Source organism: Clostridium nigeriense (genome assembly GCF_900086595.1).
Classification (GTDB): Bacteria; Bacillota; Clostridia; order Clostridiales; family Clostridiaceae; genus Clostridium; species Clostridium nigeriense.
In genome coordinates, this window is record NZ_LT575472.1 from 2,940,481 (window position 1) to 2,956,476 (window position 15,996).

14 protein-coding genes and 1 other annotated feature are annotated in these 15,996 nt (G+C 27.7%); of the genes, 7 read left to right on the forward strand and 7 right to left on the reverse strand.

Features of this window, described 5'->3' with window-relative positions; genetic code table 11:
* Positions 1 to 1,761, forward strand: a complete 1,761-nt coding sequence (feoB, locus tag BN6774_RS13820; RefSeq protein ID WP_066894782.1) for a ferrous iron transport protein B — start codon at positions 1 to 3, stop codon at positions 1,759 to 1,761.
* Between the two features lie 13 nt (positions 1,762 to 1,774).
* Positions 1,775 to 1,936, forward strand: a complete 162-nt coding sequence (locus BN6774_RS18210) for a FeoB-associated Cys-rich membrane protein (protein WP_084767034.1) — start codon at positions 1,775 to 1,777, stop codon at positions 1,934 to 1,936.
* Positions 1,937 to 1,995: 59 nt separating this feature from the next.
* On the opposite strand, the gene BN6774_RS13825 is transcribed toward BN6774_RS18210, so the two are convergent.
* The gene (locus BN6774_RS13825; protein WP_066894784.1) at positions 1,996 to 3,114 is read right to left on the reverse strand and encodes an AI-2E family transporter; all 1,119 of its coding nucleotides are present in this window, start codon (positions 3,112 to 3,114) and stop codon (positions 1,996 to 1,998) included.
* A 132-nt stretch (positions 3,115 to 3,246) separates the two neighbouring features.
* A complete protein-coding gene (gene argS, locus BN6774_RS13830) occupies positions 3,247 to 4,938 on the reverse strand; it encodes an arginine--tRNA ligase (RefSeq protein ID WP_066894786.1) in 1,692 nt (563 codons plus the stop codon).
* Positions 4,939 to 5,031: 93 nt separating this feature from the next.
* Positions 5,032 to 5,230 (reverse strand) — a binding site (T-box leader).
* Between the two features lie 146 nt (positions 5,231 to 5,376).
* On the opposite strand from argS, the gene BN6774_RS13835 reads away from it, so the two are divergent.
* The gene (locus BN6774_RS13835; RefSeq protein WP_066894788.1) at positions 5,377 to 6,885 is read left to right on the forward strand and encodes a Ppx/GppA phosphatase family protein; all 1,509 of its coding nucleotides are present in this window, start codon (positions 5,377 to 5,379) and stop codon (positions 6,883 to 6,885) included.
* 135 nt (positions 6,886 to 7,020) lie between these two features.
* Here the strand turns inward: BN6774_RS13835 and BN6774_RS13840 are convergent, their stop codons facing one another.
* Together BN6774_RS13840 and BN6774_RS13845 are read right to left on the reverse strand one after the other, a co-directional pair.
* Positions 7,021 to 7,665, reverse strand: coding sequence for a site-2 protease family protein (locus BN6774_RS13840; RefSeq protein ID WP_066894790.1), 645 nt, complete (start codon positions 7,663 to 7,665; stop codon positions 7,021 to 7,023).
* 132 nt (positions 7,666 to 7,797) lie between these two features.
* Positions 7,798 to 9,318 (reverse strand): LCP family protein, encoded by a 1,521-nt coding sequence (locus BN6774_RS13845; protein ID WP_084767037.1) that lies wholly within the window; start codon positions 9,316 to 9,318, stop codon positions 7,798 to 7,800.
* Positions 9,319 to 9,547: 229 nt separating this feature from the next.
* On the opposite strand from BN6774_RS13845, the gene BN6774_RS13850 reads away from it, so the two are divergent.
* A complete protein-coding gene (locus tag BN6774_RS13850; RefSeq protein ID WP_066894792.1) occupies positions 9,548 to 10,180 on the forward strand; it encodes a hypothetical protein in 633 nt (210 codons plus the stop codon).
* A 46-nt stretch (positions 10,181 to 10,226) separates the two neighbouring features.
* Here the strand turns inward: BN6774_RS13850 and BN6774_RS13855 are convergent, their stop codons facing one another.
* Positions 10,227 to 10,967 (reverse strand): alpha/beta family hydrolase, encoded by a 741-nt coding sequence (locus BN6774_RS13855; RefSeq protein WP_066894795.1) that lies wholly within the window; start codon positions 10,965 to 10,967, stop codon positions 10,227 to 10,229.
* Between the two features lie 349 nt (positions 10,968 to 11,316).
* Here BN6774_RS13855 and rocF point away from each other — a divergent pair, with 349 nt between their 5' ends.
* Both rocF and BN6774_RS13865 read left to right on the forward strand, forming a co-directional pair.
* A complete protein-coding gene (gene rocF / locus BN6774_RS13860; RefSeq protein ID WP_066894797.1) occupies positions 11,317 to 12,222 on the forward strand; it encodes an arginase in 906 nt (301 codons plus the stop codon).
* A 131-nt stretch (positions 12,223 to 12,353) separates the two neighbouring features.
* On the forward strand, positions 12,354 to 12,983 hold the full coding sequence (locus BN6774_RS13865) for a 3'-5' exonuclease (protein ID WP_066894799.1): 630 nt from the start codon (positions 12,354 to 12,356) through the stop codon (positions 12,981 to 12,983).
* A gap of 160 nt (positions 12,984 to 13,143) precedes the next feature.
* On the opposite strand, the gene pflA is transcribed toward BN6774_RS13865, so the two are convergent.
* On the reverse strand, positions 13,144 to 13,857 hold the full coding sequence (gene pflA, locus BN6774_RS13870) for a pyruvate formate-lyase-activating protein (protein ID WP_066896686.1): 714 nt from the start codon (positions 13,855 to 13,857) through the stop codon (positions 13,144 to 13,146).
* 98 nt (positions 13,858 to 13,955) lie between these two features.
* Entirely contained in the window at positions 13,956 to 14,981 is a 1,026-nt protein-coding gene (locus tag BN6774_RS13875) for a GNAT family N-acetyltransferase (RefSeq protein WP_066894800.1), read from the reverse strand.
* Between the two features lie 458 nt (positions 14,982 to 15,439).
* On the opposite strand from BN6774_RS13875, the gene BN6774_RS13880 reads away from it, so the two are divergent.
* Positions 15,440 to 15,979, forward strand: coding sequence for a helix-turn-helix domain-containing protein (locus BN6774_RS13880; RefSeq protein ID WP_066894802.1), 540 nt, complete (start codon positions 15,440 to 15,442; stop codon positions 15,977 to 15,979).
* The last annotated feature ends 17 nt before the right edge of the window (positions 15,980 to 15,996 follow it).

The following is a 15,996-nucleotide window of genomic DNA, read 5'->3' on the forward strand; positions in this document are numbered from 1 at the left end:
ATGAAAACAGTAGCATTGCTTGGTAACCCAAATGTAGGTAAAACAACTTTATTTAACTCATTAACTGGGTCTAATCAAAGAATAGGTAATTGGGCTGGAGTTACAGTTGATAAAAAAGAAGGATTTTTCAATGATATTAAGATAGTTGACTTACCTGGAATATATGCAATGGATACTTTTTCTAACGAAGAAAAAATATCAAAGAACTTTTTAGAAAAAGATGATGTAGATATTATTCTAAATATAATAGATGCTTCTAATATAGATAGAAATTTATACTTAACAACTCAATTAAAACAATTTAATAAACCTATAGTTTTAGCTATCAATATGATAGACGTTGCAGAGAAAAAAGGAATAAATTTAGATTTTGAAAAGCTATCAAAACTTCTAAATGTAACTGTTATTCCAATTGTAGCATCAAAGGGTAAAGGAATAGATGAAATTAAAAAAGTTTTAGAAGATAAGAGCACTCTTGAAAATATAGATACTAATACTTATGATTTTAAAAATGAAAAAGATACTTATGAATATATAGAGGATCTATTAAATAAATGTAATAAAACTAAGGATGCTAACAAAAATACTATTAAGGATAAAATAGATAATATTCTTTTAAATCCTTGGTTAGCTTATCCTGTATTTATACTAATTATGGCATTAATGTTTCAAATAACATTTTCTTGGATAGGACAACCTGTTTCTGATTGGTTAGATTCTTTATTAAACGATAGTTTATTACCGTTTTTATCTAATCTTTTATCTAATACCTCACCTTGGTTTCAATCACTTATAGTTGATGGTATTGTAGCAGGTGTTGGTGGAATTTTAGTACTACTTCCAATAATATTAGTTTTATTTGCTTGTATATCCATTCTCGAAGATAGTGGTTATATGGCAAGAGTAGCTTTTATTATGGATAAGCTAATGAGAAAGATGGGACTTTCAGGGAAAGCATTTATTCCAATGATAGTTGGATTTGGTTGCACAGTTCCTGCTATTATGTCTGCAAGAACATTAGAAAGTGAAAAAGATAGAAAACTTACAGCTTTGTTAGTTCCACTAATGAGTTGTAATGCAAGATTACCTGTTTACGCAATTTTCGCAGCAGTTTTCTTCCCTAATTATACTGGTTTAGTTGTTGCATTACTTTATTTACTTGGTGTAATATTAGCATTTATATTAGGAATAATATTTAAGAATACATTGTTTAAAAAAGATGAAGAGCCATTTATTATTGAACTTCCTGAATATAAACTTCCTTCACCTAAAAATGTTTTAAAACAAATTTTAGAAAAGGCTAAAAGCTTCTTAATTAAAGCTGGAACAATTATATTTGCAATGAGCGTAGTTATTTGGTTCTTATCAAACTTTAGTTTTTCAGGAATGGTTGACGTAAATGACAGTATATTAGCTACAATAGGTAACTTTATAGCACCTATTTTTAAACCATTAGGATTTGGTAATTGGCAAAGTTCTGTTTCACTATTAACAGGCCTTTTAGCTAAAGAAACTGTTGTAGCATCTATGGGTGTTATATTTGCTGGTGACTTAAGTGCTACTCTTCCACTTTATTTTACAGCAGCATCAGCTATATCATTTTTAGTATTTGTACTTTTATACACTCCATGTATATCAGTTATTGGTGCAATGAAAAAAGAATATGGAACTAAGTTCACTTTATTTTCAAGCACTTATCAATTAGTTTTAGCTTGGGTGGTTTCATTTATTATTTATCACATTGCTAATTTAATATTATAAAGAAGGTGTTGTAATGGAAATATTAATTACACTAGTTATAGTTGCTTTTGCAGCATATATAATTTTTAAGACTCTTCGAAAATCATCTAAGGGTGGCTGTAGTTGCGGAAGTTGTTCAAATCATTGCCCTATGTATGAAGAAAAAGAAAAAAGCCTTAAAATAGAAAAAAAATAAGTATTTCCTATTGAAATACTTACATAAGTTAAAATTAAGAGGTTGTTTAAAACAACCTCTTAATTTTTCTCTGCATTCTTTATAATATTACAATTTTTATTCATTAACCTTTCATAATATATCTTTATAGTTGCTGCTGTAGGTGAAGCTAACAACATTCCAACAGGTCCAAAGAACCCTCCACCAATTATTACAGCTACTATTATTACTAAGGCTCTAACTCCAACCTTATCCCCTATAAGCTTAGGATCTAAATACCAACCATCAAATAATTGAAGTGCCAATAGAACTAAAAAAACAATTAATCCTTTGGTTGGAGAAACAAATACATTAAATAAGAAACCTACTATTTCACCAATAAAAGGTCCAAAATATGGAATCATATTTGTTACACCAACTATTATAGCAAGTAAAAAGGCATATTCTGATTTTACAATAGTTAGTAATACTAATGCCATTGCTGCTATAATTGCTGAATCTATAGCCTTAATTCCTATATAAGCTCCAATCATGCTATGATAAATTCTTATAGCTTCAATTAATTTTTTTGCTTTCTCTTCTTTAAGAATTAAATAGGTTATTTTTTTACTTTCTCTTATAATTCTATCTTTATCAATTAATACATAAATTGATATTAGTAATCCCAAGAATATTTTTACTAATTGACTTGAAAAAGCAAAAATATATACTACTGTCCCCTCTAATATAGTAACGGCCATAGTTCCAACCTGTGCTATTAGTTCATTAACATTCTTCATAGTTCCTGTATTTACTATGATTTCATGAATAGCCTTATTATTTAGAATACTATCTATCCATCCTTGAGCTTCTTTTATATAAAATGGAACCTTTGATGTAATATCTATTGCACTATTAATCATATTAGGTAATAAAAAGATAGAAGCAACTATTATTAAGGCAATTAGTAACAAATAAGAAGATAAGATTGCTACTCCTTCTTTTACCTTGAATCTTTTTCTAATAAATTTTACTAATGGATTTAATATATATGCAATTACAAATCCATAAACTACAGGTAATAGCAATGACCATAACTTCTTAATAATATTAAAAAAATAATTATAATTTTCTATTAACTTATATCCAACAATTCCTACTAGAATAGCAAATACAATACTTATTACTATATCTTTATTTTTTATATTCTTAAAAATAATATCTACTCTCCCTTACCTTTATTATAAATAATATAACACAATTCCTTATTAATATCATATATTATTTGTTAAATTTGAGTAAAAATAAGCTCACAGCTAATACATCTATTAACTGTAAGCTTATTATATATTTTACATTTTTTCTACTACTTCTATTCCTATTAAAGCTAAAGAATTTTTAATAACTTGGCATGTAGCCTTTACTAAATTAATTCTAGCTTCTTTTAAGCCTTCATCTTCTAAGTTTAATACAGAATGAGCATTATAGAATTTATTAAATAGTTTAGCAACTTCTATAGCATATCTTGTGATAATAGATGGCTCCAATTTTTCTGTAGCTTGATGTATTTGCTTTCCGAATCCTTCTAAAGCTTTAATTAATTCAAATTCTTCTTTAGAATCTAATTTAGAATAATCCGCTACACCTTTTAATTCGCCTGCTCTATTTAAAATACTATTAGCTCTAGCATATGAGTATTGAACATACGGTCCTGTTTCTCCTTCAAAAGAAAGCATTTCCTTCCAATCAAAGACTATATCTTTTTCTCTTGAATTCTTTAAGTAAGTAAATACAATTGCACCTACACCTATTTTCTTAGCAACTTCTTCTTTATTTTCTAATTCAGGATTCTTTTCATTAATTATTTCTAATGTTTTATCCACAGATTCTTTTATTAAATCATCTAATAAGATAACTTCTCCCTTTCTTGTTGAAAGCTTTCTGTCTGCAAATTTAACTAATCCAAAACCTACGTGTACACAGTCTTTAGCCCATTCATGTCCTGCAAGTTCTAATACTTTAAATACTTGTTTAAAGTGTAATGCTTGAGGTGTTCCAACAACATAGATACTCTTATAGAAGTCATAAGTTTTCTTTCTATACATAGCTGCCGCTAAATCTCTTGTAGCATATATTGATGCCCCATCACCCTTTAAAACTATACAAGGTGGCATATTATACTCATCTAGCATAACAACTTGTGCACCGTTACTTTCTACTAAAAGGCTCTTCTCCTTTAATTCATTAACTACTACATCCATTTTATCATTATAGAAGGCTTCCCCAGCATATGAGTCAAATTTAACATCAAACACTTCATATATTCTTTCGAACTCTTTTAAGCTTAAATCCCTAAATCTCTTCCATAAAGCTTCAACATCCTTATCCCCATCTTCTAAAGCTTTAAAGTATGCTCTTCCTTCATCTTCTAATGCAGGATCTTTTTCTGCTTCATCGTGGAATTTAACGTATATTCTTAAAAGTTCGTTAATAGCATTTTCTTCTAATGCTTCTTCATTTCCCCATCTTTTGTAAGCAGATATAAGCTTACCAAATTGAGTTCCCCAATCACCTAAATGATTGATTCCCTCTACGTTATATCCTTCTTTTTTAAATAATTTATATAAAGAATTACCTATTGCAGTAGTAAATAAATGACCTACATGGAAAGGTTTTGCAATATTAGGGGATGAATATTCTACACATACTGTTTTTCCTTCTCCTATATTGCTTGAACCATAATTTGCCCCATCTACTAATACTTTTTCAATAGTGTTTTTAGTAAATTCATTTTTATCAACAAAGAAGTTGACATATGGCCCAACATTTATTATTTTTTCAAATCCTTCTGAGCTTATTTTTTCTTTTAATTCTTCTGATATCATATTAGGAGCCTTTCTAAAGGCTTTTGCTAATTGAAAGCAAGGAAATGCATAGTCACCCATTTCACTTTTAGGTGGAATTTCAATTAACTTTTCTATACTTTCAATATCCATATCAACATGTTGTTTTATAGCTTCAGCAACTTTTTTCTTATAATCCATTATTATCCTCCTTATTTATACTTTCTGCATTTTTCTTTTTACTAAATGCAAAATATATAATTATTTATAGAAATAAAAAATCGCCTCTTAAATATAAGAGACGAATAAATCCGCGGTACCACTCTGATTGCAATAATGCCACTCAATGCTTTAACGCAGCAAACGAACTATCCTACTTAATTTCAGTAGTTATCTCCAAGGCTCTTTTCCTATATTTTATCTTATAAGGCTCACACCATCCCTTACTCGCTAAAAGCATCAAATATAGTACTCTTCTTTTCATAGATATTACTATTATTCTATTACAATATCAACATTATACATAAATAAAAGATTTATTGTCAACCTTAAATCTTTTAGTATCACCTATACTTTATAAATTTAAATGATATAATGTTAATAACAAATATTTTTCACAAATTTTTTTAAGGAGTTATTATGGATAGGGTTGGTATCATTGATATAGGTCCAAGTTCCCTCAGACTTATGTTAACTGAGGTTGATGAAAATGGATATTTTAAAATAATTGATGAATTAAAGACATCAATTAGATTATGCCATGATTTAGTTAATGATTATGGTATTTGCGAGATAAATTTTAAAACTATACTTACTTCCTTAAGGGCTTATAAGTCCTTATGTACTGTTTCAGGGGCAAGCAAAATATTTGCTGTAGCAACGGAATCATTAAGAGAAGCTAAAAATAAAGATATACTTCTTCCTCTTATAAAAAAAGAACTTAATATAGATATAAGAGTTTTAAGTTGTGAAGAAGAAATACATTATAATTTCTTAGGCATAAGAAGAAGTATGTATGTAGAAAACTCATTAATGGTAGAAGTTGCTGGAACTGATACTCATTTAGCTTGGGTTCAAGGAGATAAAATAATTAAAAGCATAACCTTGCCTTTAGGTAGTGTAAATTTTACATATAATTTTAATTTGCATGATAGAATATTACCTCAAGATTTAACTAATGCTTTCGATTCCTTATCGGTTCTTTTAGAAGATATAGAATGGCTTAAAGAAACTAAATTTGACTCTATAATAGGTATAGCTTCTATTATTAGAAATATAGGTAAAATCGATAGAGCAAGGAAAAGATATCCTTTTGAAATACCACATAATTACGAATTGACAGACATAGACGTACAAGAAATATTTAATTTATTAAAATGTAAGAACTTCAAACAAAGACAAAAACTTGAAGGAATGGAACCTGAGGTCTCTGACATAATAGTTGGAGGAACAGCTATATTTAAAAAAATAGCTAATATGGTTCAGTGCAGTAAAATAATTATTTCTGCAAGAGGGTTAAGAGAAGGATTAATATATGAATATCTAAAAGAAAATCATTCTATCCCAGAAGATATATTAGACTATAATATCGAAGGAATATTAAATACTTTAAATTCTGATAAAAGTCATGCTAAAAATGTATTTAATATAACCTATAATTTATTCAATGCTTTGAAGCCACTTCATCACTTAGGCAATGAGTTTTATAATATTATTAAAACATCTTCAATGCTTCACGATTGTGGTATAAGTATAAATTATTATAATCATCATAAACATTCATTTTATGTAATATTAAATTCAAATATAAATGGCTTAACTCATAAAGAGTTATTAATGAGTGCTTCTATTGCTGCATCTCATAGATTTAATAGCTATCAAACTCCAATATCACCTTTCTCTGCTATAATAAATCAACTAGATTTAAAAATAATTAAGTATATTGGTGTACTTTTAAAAATAGCTGAAGGCTTAGATAGAAGCTTAGTTGGAGCTGTTAAAGATCTTAAAGTTATCTTTGATGATGAAACTGTAACAATAACTGTTTATTCTGATATAGATGTAGACTTTGAGATTCGTCAAGCTTTAAGAGCTAGTGAAAGATTTAAAGAGATTTATGGTAAAGAATTAATTATTAAAGCAAACTAAAATAAAAGGCTAAGGGAACAAGTATAAAAAGTTACTATTTATATCAACTTTTTATATTTTCCTGAATCTTAAAAAAATGGTATTATAAAAAACTTATTGTTTTTTATAATACCATTTTTATAATCTTTTTTGATATTAGAAGAATATCCCTAAAATTAATCCTGCTATTTTTGAAAATAAATTAACTATTAAAGATACTGGAAATCTTAAAATATAGCTTCCTAAAAGTACTATTCCTAAAAGTATTACTATTTGATAGTCATATAACTTCATTCCGTACTTATAAAAATTCTTAGGACTAAGTTCCCTAAATAAATCAAAACCAGCAAGGCCTGGAATTGGTAATAAATTAAATACAAATAAATTTACATTTATTAAGCAAATTGCAGATATCATTTGTCCTATAATTCTATATGTTGAATAAGGTAAAATGTTGTAAGCAACCTCTACCCATATATAAAATAGAAAGATCGCAACAAATCCAACTAATAAATTTGCTAATGGACCTGCTAAAGTAACTTTTATTTCATCCTTATATCCCCTTTTAAAAGCACTTGGATTAGTCTCAACAGGTTTAGTCCATCCAAAATTAGTTATTATTATCATTACAAATCCAACTAAATCTATATGGGCTAATGGATTTAAACTTAATCTTCCTTGGAATCTTGGTGTTTTATCTCCTAATTTATCTGCAACTTTAGCTCTTGCATAGCCTTGTGCAACAAAGGCTATTAATATTGCAGGTATAATAATAATTTTTTCATATAAAGCGCCTGACATTTAAGCCCTCCTCTTTTCTTTTTTATGATTATATCATATTTTTTCTATAAATTACCTTGTTAACATTTATTTAAGAAAATAGGTGGAATGTATATAAACATCCCACCTTAATATTATATTAAATTATTAACTTTATTGATTTGTAGTTCCATTGCTAGCTGGTGGTTTTTCTTGAGAAGTATTCCCTCCGGTACCTTGGTTTCCACTTCCTTCGGTACCTTGGTTTCCACTTCCTCCGGTACCTTGGTTTCCACTTCCTCCGGTACCTTGGTTTCCACTTCCTCCAGTACCTTGGTTTCCACTTCCTTCGGTACCTTGGTTTCCACTTCCTCCGGTACCTTGGTTTTCACTTCCTCCGGTACCTTGGTTTCCACTTCCTCCAGTACCTTGGTTTCCACTTCCTCCCGTACCTTGGTTTCCACTTCCTTCTGTGCCTTGGCTTCCACTTCCTCCAGTGCTTGGTTTTTCTTCCTTCGGAGGTGTTGGCGGTTTAATTTCTTCCTGATTTTTATCATCGTAATCTTCTGGCTTTATATTATAAAGTGCATTATATCTTGCTTCCTCTGCATCATACCTTGCAGAAGCATTTGCCACTGAAATTAAATCAAACTCCTCTGGATTAGGAATCTTATTATTAAATATAAAATCATGCATAATTTTAGAATTTTGTTCTAAATCTATAAGAAGACACCAACCTCTATCCTTATAATAATAATCTCTTGCTATAAGTTCTGTTTGAGGTATTTGTAATTGTTCAAAATCTAAGGAAGGTAATTTATATATAGTATACGCTAAGTTTAAAGCTTCTGGTATATCAATGTTAGTTTTTACCTGTTTAGCTAAAGTATTTGCTATACTTACATACTTTAAAGGATTAACTTCTTTTAGTTTTGTAGCTATTTGTAATAATACTTTATTTTGTCTTTCTCCTCTTTCAAATCCACCATTTCCAACGTACCTAATTCTTGCATAAGAAAGAGCTTGTTGACCATTTAAGGTTTGAAGTCCAGTTTCAGTTATTGGAGGAGAGTTTACTCCTGTAGATTCACCAATATATTTATTAACTTCATCTATTTCATAATCCTTAATATCTGCTTCTATTCCACCAATTTCATCTATTATAGCTTCAAATCCCCAGAAATTAACTATAATATATTTATCTAAATGCAGATCAAAATTTTCCTCAATAGTTTGCATAAGTAATGCAGCTCCACCTTCAGCTCCCTTTAATTTTCCTTTATCATCTAATTCTGAAGCTCCATAATAAAATGCTGCATTAATTTTATTTTCACCATATTCAGGAATATCAACCACTGTATCTCTCATTATTGATGTTAACTTAACTTTTTTATTGTTATTATCTAAGGTCGCTATAATTATGGAATCAGATCTTGCTGGTTCATCATTGGTTCTACCATCGGTTCCTATTAATAGCACATTAGTAATTCCATCAACTTCTTTATAACTTACTTCATTTTTAGGAGTTGGCTTATACTCAACATAAATTTGATTTCTGATGTGGAAGTAATATCCAACGCCCAAAGCTATTAATATGGCTAGTACCCCTAAAACAGATAATAATATTATTTTATTTTTATTTTTTTTCTTTCTTTTCTTAGCAGTTCTTCTTTTTACTGGTTCATTTTCATTCATATTTATACTCCTCCATATCTTCCTATATAAGTATATAACTATTTTCCTTATATCCAAAACAATACCTATTTAATTATACATAATTAATTTGTCTTTTTCATTACAAAATTATAACAATTCATTATAATTCTTAACTTTTTTATAAAAATTTAACCCAAATCACATTTTTCATTAGAATTTGTTTATTTTTTTAAATTATTGGCAATAATCATAGCAAGGAGTGATATATATGGATAATTTTAGAAATGATGAAGAATCAAAGAAAAAATTAATAAAAAAACAAAGAGCTGCTTTTTTAGTATCCTTAATTACATTATTATCAATTTCTTTTTGTGCAAGCTATTTTATTACTGATTATATTACTAATCCAAATAGAAAAAACGCCAACATTGATGAGGAAAATGAAAATGTATATGCAGACAATAAATATTTAAGCGATAATATTTTTATCACCTTAAAAACACAGGATAATGTAGATACTATCGATAAGTTAGCTAATATAATAAAAAAATTCAACTTAAAAGAAAAGATTACAGAAGAAGAACTATCAAATGAGCTTTCTAAGAAAGGTTATGCCCTTTCAGAGAAAAATGAGCAAAAATTAACATATATTAGAGAAAAGGAAGTTAATAGTAGTAAGTTTGAGGCTAATAAATATTACTTAGGAGAAGAAGATGGCTATATTTCAATATTTAAAACTGATGCTGATGGAAATATTATAGAATCAGAAAAAAAAGTATATAAAGATTCTAAGCCAATAACTAATCTACCTGAAACAGACCAAAACTATATAAAAGAAAATAAATTTTCTTTTGACTCAAAAGATGATGCCTTACAAAAATTAAGTGAAATGATATCATAATAAAAAAATAGCTGGTTAATTGCTTACCAGCTATTTTTTATTATTTCTATATTTCCTCTAACATTTTAACTGTGTATTTAATAGCTTCATTAACTTGTTCTGATGGACTTATACTTGCATTATTATCCCCTTCTTGAGGTCCATAATTTCCAAACTGTGCATGATTTCCACCTTCAATCTCAAAATAACTACTTTTATCTGATAATTGAGCACTTTTTACCTTTTCTAAATCAGCTACACCATCATTACTTCCATATATACTTATAACCTCTATGTTTTTACCCTTTAATTCATCTCCACTTGGATAAGATGCATATAATGCTAATCCTTTTATTTTATCATTTTCACTTGCAAACTTGCTAGCCATTACCCCTCCTAAAGAATGTCCACCAATTGCCCAAGTATCTATATAACTATATTTTTCAATAACTTCACTAGCTTTATTAGGTGATAATACAGCAAGATCTAAAGGCATTGGTACTATAACAACCAAATAACCCTTCTCTGCTATTCCCTGTGCTAAGACAGAATAAGCTTCTGGATCAACCTTTCCTCCTGGATAAAAAATAAATCCTTTATTAGCTTTAGAATCTTTTGGAGTAAAAGTAATAAATTCGTCTATAGTAACTTCAACAATATCTTGATTATTAAAAACTGACTTAGCTTCTTCTGCAGGCTTATATGAATCTTTTGCCCAAATAATAAATGCAACTATTGCTACAGCTACTATAATAAAGATAGAAATTATAATATTTTTCAAAATTTTCTTATTTCTTTTTTCTTTCATTAGACACCTCTTCTATATGCTTAATTAATTAAAATTATTATATTACTTTAATAATAAATAGTACATAACCAGAATAACAAAAATTTTTAAGGGTATAAATAAACTATATATTTATTTATAAAGAAGTGTTTTGAAAATTATTACAAATTATTCATTAAACAACAATAATTTTCACATTTTTAGACAATATTTATATATTTATATAGGGTTATCTTTTAATTTTATTAAATAAAAATTAAATTATAAATTTTCAAATAAAAATTTTATATTTTTTATTTACATATTTACTTTAACCTATTAATATATATTTATTGCCCTAATAATTAAATTAAATTTGGAGGTTTGTTTTATGAATATTAGTATTATAGATATGCCTCTATTCTATGGATGTGATAATCCTGGAGTAGAAAAAGGCCCAAAAATTTTAAGAGAGAACAACCTTCTAGATATCTTTAATAAAAGCCATGAAGTCTGTGATATGGGCGAAGTTCATGTAAAAAATGTTTCTTCAAATGATAAATACGCAGCAAACGCAAAAATGAAGTATTTAGATGAAGTTGTGAGATCAAATATTGGACTAGCTGATAAAGTTTATGAGTCCTTAAAAAATTCCTCTCTACCACTAATAATAGGTGGAGATCATGCTTTAGCAATAGGAAGTATTGCAGGAAGCAGTAAATTTTTTGAGCAAGATCTTGCAGTTGTTTGGGTGGATGCTCATGGTGATATAAATACACTAGAGACTTCCCCATCAGGAAACATTCACGGAATGCCTTTAGCTAGTTCTATGGGAATTGGCCATGAAACTTTAACTAGTTTTTATTTTCCTAGCCAAAAGGTTAAACCTGAAAATGTATTTTTATTAGGTTGCAGAGACTTAGATTTAGGTGAACTTGAATTAATTAAGGAATATAATCTAAACGTGTGGACCATGAAAGATATTAAGACAAAGGGCATAAAAACTGTATTATCAGAATTATTACAAGCTATTAACAAAGCTAATATTAAAAATATTCACTTTAGCTTTGACATAGATAGCTTAGATCCATCATACGTACCAGGTACGGGAACCCCTGTTGAAGATGGATTATCTTTCTCTGAGGGAAAGGAAGTTATTGAAACTATAATTAATACTTCTTTAGTTAGAGCAATGGATTTTGTAGAGTTTAATCCTACTTTAGATAATAATCAAAGAACTTTAGAAACTTGTCTTGAGTTATTAAAAATTATTTCTAAATCCTTTGAAGGTAAATAAGATGTAATTAGGACTTATAAGATTCTTTTTAAAAGATTTTGTAAGTCCTTTTATTATCAATTTGAAAATCCTTTTCGATTTATTTAAATTTTATGTTATTATATATTATATATTAATTTTAGGAGGATATAATGAAGCTATTATTTTTTGATACAGAAACTACTAGTATAAAACCAGGAAGTATATGTCAATTAAGTTATATAGTAATAGATGCTTCAACTAAACCACAAAAAACTACTGGGAAAAATTTTTTCTTTACAGTAGATAGTATGGACGAAGGCGCAGAAGCTATTCACGGTTTTTCTTTAGAAAAACTATATGAGCTTTCTGACGGAAAAGAGTTTTTAGAATTTGTTCATGAATTTATGCCAGATTTTTTTGATGCAGATTTTATTATTGGTCATAACGTACAATTTGATATAAAATTTTTAAAGCATGAGCTACAACAATTATGGGAAGCTGGTCTTATAGATACTACTTGGGAGCCTAAACATACTTTTTGTACAATGGCATACTATAAACCAGTATGTAATATATTAAATCCATCTGGAACTGTTAAAAACCCAAAACTTGCAGAGGTAATAGATTATTTAGGAATCACTGAAGAGCAAATTGCTAATAAAGCTAATGAGCTTTTTGAAGGTAGTGGAAATTATCATGATGCAAGATTTGATACTGCAGCAACATATCTAACAGTTATCCAAGGTATGAAAAAAGGATTAATTCCAGCAGGATATTTTTCAAAGTTACTTAATAAATAAAGTATTAAAATATCATATCAGTGTTCCATCGCAAGCTCCAAGTCATCACAAAATTAATAGGTGCACTTCAAAGCAGAAGCAAGGAAATTAAAAGAGCATAGTTAATCTACTTACTTAAAATATAAGTATCTATACTATGCTCTTTATTATTCTTAAATTTTTAATATTTACTAAAATACTTATCCTTAAGTTCCTTACATACCTCTTTATCCATAGCTGGAACTCCATCTAGCCTATATTTTAAATTCATATTTTCATATTTACTAACACCTAATAAATGATATGGTAGTAATTCTACTTTTTCAACATTCTCTAAAGTATCTACGAACTCTTTTAAATCTTCCATATAATCTTCGCTATCCGTTTTACCAGGTAATACCACTTGTCTAATCCACAATTTAGTACCAACTCTTTTTACAGCTTCTAAGAACTTATTAGTTTCATCTATTTTAAAACCAGTCATATCCAAATAACCTTTTTCTGTAAGATGTTTAACATCATATAAGACTAAATCTGTATATTTAAGAATTTCATCATAATCTCCAAACCCAACCCCTGAAGTATCTAAACAAGTGTGTATTCCTTCTTTTTTACAAGCTTTCAATACTTCTAATAAAAATTCTGGTTGTCTAAGAGGATCTCCTCCTGAAAAAGTAACTCCTCCCCCAGATGTAGAAAAATAACTTTTAAATCTCTTTATTTTATTTACTAACTCATCTACAGTATATTCTATTCCGGTACTTTCATTCCAAGTGTCTGGATTATGACAATAAGCACATCTTAATTTACAACCTTGAAAGAAAACTACCACTCTAATTCCAGGTCCGTCTACTAGTCCCATAGTTTCAATTGAATGAATTCTACCTTTTATCATATTATATTCACCTCTATTTAATACAATTACCTTACCTAAAGTTGTCTTACTCATTATAAGTTCTATCTTATAAATTGTCCAATTTGAAATTATAAATACTAATTTAAATAACCAAGAGCTTTAGCCAACTTAATACTAACATCATCTCCAATGGTTTTTTTAACTATACTTATACATAATTCAATGTGACTAATTAAATTGCTAGAAATCATTATTTTACCATTATCTACAAAATTCCTATTAATTTTAATAGTTCCCTCTATTTCATAACTAGAATTTGGTATAGAAATACCTCTAACACTGTTTAATCCTTCTAAAAAATATAATCCATTTGAAAAAGTAGCTATATAATTACAAGTACTATATATTTTATCAATATATTTCAATAAAATACTATCTTTTATAGCTTCATTAATCCCCATACCACCAGGAATAATTAAAATATCTGGACAAATTTTTTCATCAATTTCATTTGATATAGAAAATACTTCAAAATAATCTTCCTTTAAAATTTCATTAACCTTATTAAAAATATAAAATACAATTGAATGCTCAGTTAAGTTAACATTATCATAAGATAAAACTCCAACTGATTTTTTATTATTAATTTTGCAATTCAAAAATTTTTTCTTAGTTAATTTATATGTTCCTTGATTTCTAAAGTTATTTAACTCTTCAAATCCAATCTTTTTTAATAAAGACTTTCCAGAATTAGTTTTCACCGAGTCTATAATAGCCTCTCCTCCAAATTCTAAGAAATAATATTCTAATAGTAATCTTAACGCTTCTTCACCGTATCCATTTTTTCTTTTATCATACTGGATTTTTATATTTATTCTAGCCACTTTAGTCGCAGAATTGTACCCATGAAAACTAACCTCGCCTATTGGATTATCTTCTAGATCATAAACTAAACAATAAAAATTTTTTCCATCTGTTGGATTAACCATTTTTTTATAAAACATGTCCCACTTTTCTTTTGGAAAGGAATATACTTCTCCAAAGTCATCCATATTTTTCTTATCTGCCCATAATTCTTTAACAAAAGATAACTCACTAAATTCTGGAGTTCTTATATAAACTTTTGTACCATTTCTTCTATATAAATTAATTTTCTTACTCATTATACCACCTACAAATATTTACTTTTTCTTAAAGTCAATATATAAATAACTATCTCATAAATCCAAATTTTTATCAACAAATATAAGCTATATATGGTAATTATTAAATTTAAATTTAATAATTTATTAATTATACTAATAACTCATAAAAAACTAATAATTTCATAAAATAAGATTTTCTCTACTTTTATAAGAATTCTTAGTTTTCAATAAATTTCACTCTCGCTTTTAAAAAAATTAGTATTACTAAACTTCAAGTGTTGTTTTATTAAACTATTTTTCTTAAGATATCACCTTAACTTAATAATATCAATGATTTGAACAGAAAAAATTTTTTCTGTTTTTTTCAAAAAAATGTTGATTTATTTATGATATATATATATAATAACTATTGTTTGTTTAGTAATTTTAAACAAAAGGTTTAGTATTAGAAAATATTTAAAGTGGAAGGTGTAGTTGTGGAAATCGGTGAAAAGATACGTAGACTTCGTATCGAAAAACAATTAACTCAAGAAGAATTAGCTAATAGGTGTGAACTATCTAAAGGCTTTATATCACAAGTGGAAAATGATTTAACTTCTCCTTCAATAGCAACTTTAATAGATATATTAGAGATTCTTGGAACTAATTTAACAGAGTTCTTTAGCGATGCTACTGAAGAAAAAGTTAATTTTACATATGAAGATATGTTTGAAACAGAAAATGAAGACTTAAAATATAAATTAATGTGGCTTATACCTAATGCTCAAAAAAATGAAATGGAACCTATTATGATAACTTTAGAACCTGAAGGGCAATATATAGAAGAAGAACCTCATCAAGGTGAGGAATTTGGTTACGTGTTATCAGGGACAATAATATTACATTTAGGTAATAAGAAATTTAAAGTAAAAAAGGGCGAAAGCTTTTATTTTAAGCCTAAATCTAATCACTATATTTCAAATGCTGGAAAAACTCAAGCTAAGGTAATTTGGGTAAGTACTCCACCATCATTTTAAATCTATAGAAAGAGGTG

What these genes read in the sequence shown, in the direction of transcription:
- BN6774_RS13840 (WP_066894790.1), bottom strand. Translation starts at nt 7,665, where the DNA reads ATGTCAGGCGCTTTATATGAAAAAATTATTATTATACCTGCAATATTA.
- BN6774_RS13835 (WP_066894788.1), top strand. Translation starts at nt 5,377, where the DNA reads ATGGATAGGGTTGGTATCATTGATATAGGTCCAAGTTCCCTCAGACTT.
- feoB (WP_066894782.1), top strand. Translation starts at nt 1, where the DNA reads ATGAAAACAGTAGCATTGCTTGGTAACCCAAATGTAGGTAAAACAACT.
- BN6774_RS18210 (WP_084767034.1), top strand. Translation starts at nt 1,775, where the DNA reads ATGGAAATATTAATTACACTAGTTATAGTTGCTTTTGCAGCATATATA.
- BN6774_RS13865 (WP_066894799.1), top strand. Translation starts at nt 12,354, where the DNA reads ATGAAGCTATTATTTTTTGATACAGAAACTACTAGTATAAAACCAGGA.
- BN6774_RS13845 (WP_084767037.1), bottom strand. Translation starts at nt 9,318, where the DNA reads ATGAATGAAAATGAACCAGTAAAAAGAAGAACTGCTAAGAAAAGAAAG.
- rocF (WP_066894797.1), top strand. Translation starts at nt 11,317, where the DNA reads ATGAATATTAGTATTATAGATATGCCTCTATTCTATGGATGTGATAAT.
- BN6774_RS13875 (WP_066894800.1), bottom strand. Translation starts at nt 14,981, where the DNA reads ATGAGTAAGAAAATTAATTTATATAGAAGAAATGGTACAAAAGTTTAT.
- pflA (WP_066896686.1), bottom strand. Translation starts at nt 13,857, where the DNA reads ATGATAAAAGGTAGAATTCATTCAATTGAAACTATGGGACTAGTAGAC.
- argS (WP_066894786.1), bottom strand. Translation starts at nt 4,938, where the DNA reads ATGGATTATAAGAAAAAAGTTGCTGAAGCTATAAAACAACATGTTGAT.
- BN6774_RS13855 (WP_066894795.1), bottom strand. Translation starts at nt 10,967, where the DNA reads ATGAAAGAAAAAAGAAATAAGAAAATTTTGAAAAATATTATAATTTCT.
- BN6774_RS13850 (WP_066894792.1), top strand. Translation starts at nt 9,548, where the DNA reads ATGGATAATTTTAGAAATGATGAAGAATCAAAGAAAAAATTAATAAAA.